The sequence below is a fragment of the Gemmatimonas sp. genome, assembly GCF_044345575.1.
GTDB lineage: Bacteria > Gemmatimonadota > Gemmatimonadetes > Gemmatimonadales > Gemmatimonadaceae > Gemmatimonas.
Window position 1 is genome coordinate 1 of record NZ_JBIJAW010000249.1, and the last position, 4985, is coordinate 4985.

Sequence of the window (4985 nt, forward strand, 5' to 3'; positions counted from 1 at the left end):
CACGTAGATGTAGAAGGCGCCGGCCGGGTGCACGTATTGCACGCTGGGGAACGCGGCCAGGGCGCCGACAACGGCGTCACGCCGCTGCCGGAACGCCTTCACCATCTCGTTCACCGCCACATCGGCCTCGTCCCGCTGCGCGATGGCGGCGAGCGCGGCGTACTGTGATACGGCGGATGCGTTCGACGTGGTGTGCCCCTGAAAATTCGTCATCGCCTTCGACACCGCCGGCGGCGCGATCGTCCAGCCGATGCGCCAGCCCGTCATCGCGTAGGCCTTGGCGACACCGTTGACCACGATGAGGTTGTCGCGCGACGTGGCGATTTCGAGCGCCGACGCCGCCCGCTGCTCGTACGCGATGCGCATGTAGATCTCGTCGGCGATCACCCACCATCCGCGATCGGCCGCGAGCGCGAGAATCGCCGACAGCTCTTCGCGCGAATACACCGCGCCCGTGGGATTGCTCGGGGAGTTGAGCATGAGCCCCTTCGTGCGCGGCGTGGCCGCCGCGGCGAGCATGTCGGCGGTGACCTTGAGGGAATTGGCGGGGTCGCCCATCACCGGCACCGACACGGCGCGCGCCAGTTCGACCATCTCGAAGTAGCTCGTCCACGAGGGGATGGGGATGAGCACCTCGTCGCCGGGGCCGAAGCAGCAGACGCAGGCGTTGTAGAGCGACTGCTTGGACCCGTTGGACACCACCACCTCCGCCGGCGTCACGGGCGCGCCCTGCACCTGCACGCGATTGGCGTCGGCTGCGATGGCCTCACGCAACGGCAGGATGCCTTCGGTGTTGGTGTAGCGGGTGGCACCGCTCTCGATGGCCCGCGCCGCCGCCTGCCGTATGAACACCGGGGTGTCGAAATCCGGCTCCCCTGCCCCGAGGTCGATCACGGGGATGCCCTGCGCCTTGAGGGCGCGCGCCTTGGCGGCCACGGCGAGGGTCGCCGACTCCTTCAACCGGGCGATGTTCGGGGAGGGGACGAATGACAGCGGCATGTCGATCGGATGCGGAGTGGATTTGGGGCCGGAACCGACTAGCTTTCCATGGTTGGACCACGGTTCGAGGCAATTAAGCGTGCTCTGGGAGCGCGCGCCATCAGGGACCAGCGCAGGGCCAGTCGCCATTCGGGCGCACAAGAACCGGCAGTTGGGCTGCCGGGCTGACTAACAACTGAAGGGGTGGGTGTGAGCGAGCAGGATCGGGAAGAGACGTCGCCTGGGGCGACGCGGAGCCAGCACGTGGTGCTCGAGGGCCCCGCTGATTTGCGCACGATGACCGCGGCGATGCGCCCCGGTGTGGAACGGAGCCGCGAGGGCGGCCAGCCCGGGGGCCCCGTGTGCCTCGTCATCACCCCCACCATCGAACAGGCCATGACGGCGGCTGATCAGGCCCGCCGTCTGCTCGCCGACGCGTCCGTGCGCGTGGTGCCGGTCACCGGCGCCGTGCGCGCGCGCCGTGTGCTGGGCCTCGCACCTGTTGCCGTGGTCTCCGGTACGCCGGCCGACCTGCTGACCCTCCGCCGTGACGCCGCCCTGTCGGTGGAACAGCTGCAGACCGTGGTCATCGTCGGGCTCGACGAGATCCTTGCCGCCAATGGTGCCGACACACTGCAGGCACTCCTCGGCGACGCGCCCGACAACGTGAGCCGTGTGGCCACCCTCGAACAGGAGAACGAGGCGAGCGAGGCGTTCCTCGAGGCGCAGCTCCGCCGCGCCCGTCGCATTACGCCGCCCGTCATCGGGGATACGCCGTTGGCCGTCACGCCGCGCTTCGTGCTCACGTCGCCGGCCGGCCGCGTCGACGCGCTGCGCCTCGTGCTCGACGAAACCGATCCACCGTCGCTCGTGGTGATCGCCGCGTCCGACGCCGGCATGACCGACGCGACCGCCGCGCTCGCACGACTCGGTATCGCCGTCGACGGCCTGTCGGTGCAGGTCACGCGCCAGCCGACGGCGCAGCACGTGGCCCTCGCCGTGCTCTGGGAGGCGCCGCTCACACACGACGCAGTCGTGGAAGCGCTCGCCATGCGTCCCGTGGATGCCGTGGCGCTGCTCCTTCCCGACGAACTCCCGGCGTTCCGCCGGATGACGCTCAACCTCGCCGAAGCGTGGACCCCCGCGCCGAAGAAGGCTGCAGCGGAAGATCGCGTGCAGCAGCTGCGCACGGCGCTGCGCTCCACGTTGGCCAACGGCAACGCCTCGGCCAGCGAACTCGCGCTCCTCGCTCCGCTGCTCGAGACGCACGATGCGCTCGAACTCGCGTGTGCCGCGTTGCGCTTGTATGAAGGCGCGCGTCGCGACGCGCTCAACCTGCGCGCCAAGGCCGCCACGTCGGGCGCCAAGAGCACCGTGCGCGAAACGCCGCGTGAGCAGACGCGCGGCGGCGATGCGCCGGCGGCGCCGGCTGGCCGTCAGCGCGTGTTCCTCGCAGCAGGCAAGCGTGACAACGTGCGTGTGGGTGACATCGTCGGTGCCATCGCGAACGAAGCGGGCGTGCCGGGCGAGAAGATCGGCCAGGTCGACCTGTACGAGTCGCACGCCACCGTGGAACTCGACGCCGCTGATGCCGCGAAGGTCGTGGCGGCGCTCGGCAACGCGACGCTGCGTGGCCGTCGTCTCAGCGCGCGTATCGACGAGCGCGGCAATGAGCGCCCGTCGTTCGGCGATCGTGGTCCGCGCCGGGAATTCGGTGGGGACCGTGGCGGTGATCGTGGTCCGCGTCGTGACTTCGGCGGTGACCGTGGTGGCGACCGTGGCCCGCGTCGTGACTTCGGCGATCGTGGCCCGCGCCGTGATTTCGGTGGCGATCGCGGTCCGCGCCGCGAAGGCGGCGATCGTGGCGAACGCGGTGAGCGTCCGGCGCGCAGCTTCGATCGTGGCGATCGTGGCCCGCGGCGCGATGCCGGCGGCGATCGTGGTGCCGACCGTGGTCCGCGTGGCGGCTTCGGCGGTGGGTTCGGTGGCGGACGTCCGCCGCGGGCCGCCGACGAGCGCCGTAGCTGGGGCGATCGTCCCGTGGGTGAGCGCACCGAAAGCCGCGGCGAGTGGTCGGAGCGCGCCGAGCGCATGAAGCACGCCAAGCGCGAGCGTCCGGCCCGTCCGTCCTTCGGCCAGGACGGCGAGGCGTAATCGATGAGTGGCGGCTTTCAGGCATCCGGTGGATGGATGGAGGTCATCGCCGGCTCGATGTTCAGCGGCAAGACGGAAGAGCTGCTGCGTCGGGTCCGGCGGGCCACGATCGCCCGCAAGCGGGTGCAGGTATTCAAGTCGCATCTCGACGACCGATACGCCGGGCTGTGGGCAGTCTCCAGCCACGACCGGCGTACGTTCGACGCCACGCCGGTAGACTCGTCGTCGCAGATCCTGCTCCGACTCGATCCGATGGCGCAGGTCATCGCGATCGACGAGGTGCAGTTTCTCGACGCCGGGATCGTCAGTGTCGTTTCGGGGCTCGCCGATCGCGGTCGTCGGGTGATCATGGCGGGTATCGATACCGACTTCCGCGGCGAGCCCTTCGGCCCCATGCCGCAGCTCATGGCCATGGCCGAGGTGGTGGACAAACTCCACGCCATCTGCGTGCTGTGCGGCTCACCGGCCAGTCGGACCCAACGGCTGCTCGAGGGCAAACCGGCACCGTACGACTCCCCCACGATCATGGTGGGCGCGGCAGATTCGTACGAGGCGCGGTGCCGTGCCTGTCATCAGGTCCCGCGACGTGACGAGCTGCAACAGCGCCTGTTGTAGCCCCCGTACGATTACGCCAGCGCTTTCTCCAGCGCCCGTTGCAGATCCTGCATGGTGAAGGGCTTGGAGACGAAGGGAATCTGCCGCGCCTCCAGATCGGCGCGCGCATCGAGGTTCACGGCAAAGCCGCTGACGGCCACGACCGGAATGTCCGGGTAGTCCAGAGCAAGCTGCTCGATGAGCTCCAACCCGGACATCTCCGGCATCGTGAGGTCAGTGATGACGACCGACACCTCATCATGGCGCGCCGCCATGAAGTCGAGGGCCTCCGGCCCTGACGACACCACATGCACCGTGTGACCGAGGCGGTCCAGCATCCGTCGGCCAAGATCACGCAGCATCGGGTCATCGTCGACGAGTAACATGCCGCCGGCGCGCTTGTCCTGGGGGATGGTCGGCATCGACGCCGGTGGCGTCTTGGGTGCGCCCACCAGAGGAAAGAACAAGCGCAGCACCGTTCCCTCACCGGGTTCCGACTCGCACTCGATGAAGCCGCGGCTCTGGTGCACCATCCCGTGCACCGAGGCGAGCCCCATGCCGCGACTCGTTCCGAATGGCTGCGTGGAAAAGAACGGCTCGAACAGGCGCGCGCGAATCTCCTCGCTCATGCCCATCCCGGTGTCACGCATCTCGAGGACGGCAAAGTACCGGGGCCGGTCGTCGCGCGCCGCCTCATGGGGATGGGCGCGCTGCGCTTCGAATGTCCGCAGCACCAGCATGCCGCCATCCGGCATCGCCATTCGCGCGTTGTCGACCATCGCGCGGATTGCGTCGAGCAGTCGTGAGCGGTCGAGCGCCGCGGTGACGGGCACCGATGAGAGCTCGAGCCTGATCATCACCGACATCGGCACGTCGTCACGAATGATCGGCAGATGATCGGTCAGCAGGGCATTGAGCTCCACCGGTTCGGCGCGAAGCATCTGGCGTCGTCCAACGGCGAGCAGCCGACGCGTAAGCTCCTCGGCCCGCTCGGTCGCACGCTCGATCGCCGAAATGTCCTCGAGGTGCGGCGACGTGGGACCGACGCCTTCGCGCAGGAAGCCCGTGGCCCCGCGAATGACCGTGAGCAGATTGTTGTAGTCGTGGCCGATGCCACCGGCCAGCTGCGCCACGGCCTCCAGTTTTTGCGCCTGCCGCAGGCGTTCCTCGGAGGCACGGATTTCCGTCACGTCGGTGAACACCGCCACCGAGGCATACGGACGCACCTCGCCCGCGCGAATCAGCGGGTCGGCCGTCAC

Annotated in this window: 4 protein-coding genes; 2 read left to right on the forward strand and 2 right to left on the reverse strand. The window is 69.0% G+C overall.

Going from position 1 to position 4985, the window contains the following annotated elements; all coding sequences use genetic code 11:
• Window positions 1–999, reverse strand: a 999-nt coding sequence (locus tag ACIQ6O_RS12785) for a pyridoxal phosphate-dependent aminotransferase (RefSeq protein WP_396208175.1), incomplete at its 3' end; no start/stop codon positions are given.
• A gap of 189 nt (window positions 1000–1188) precedes the next feature.
• Here ACIQ6O_RS12785 and ACIQ6O_RS12790 point away from each other — a divergent pair.
• Together ACIQ6O_RS12790 and ACIQ6O_RS12795 are read left to right on the forward strand one after the other, a co-directional pair.
• Window positions 1189–3132, forward strand: a complete 1944-nt coding sequence (locus ACIQ6O_RS12790; protein ID WP_396208177.1) for a DbpA RNA binding domain-containing protein — start codon at window positions 1189–1191, stop codon at window positions 3130–3132.
• Window positions 3133–3135: 3 nt separating this feature from the next.
• A complete protein-coding gene (locus ACIQ6O_RS12795; protein WP_396208178.1) occupies window positions 3136–3747 on the forward strand; it encodes a thymidine kinase in 612 nt (203 codons plus the stop codon).
• 11 nt (window positions 3748–3758) lie between these two features.
• On the opposite strand, the gene ACIQ6O_RS12800 is transcribed toward ACIQ6O_RS12795, so the two are convergent.
• Window positions 3759–4985: response regulator (locus tag ACIQ6O_RS12800; RefSeq protein ID WP_396208179.1), on the reverse strand; the 1227-nt coding region annotated here is incomplete at its 5' end.

Bases quoted from the DNA above. Each gene is read 5' to 3' on its own strand.
- ACIQ6O_RS12795 (WP_396208178.1), top strand. From the start codon at position 3,136: ATGAGTGGCGGCTTTCAGGCATCCGGTGGATGGATGGAGGTCATCGCC.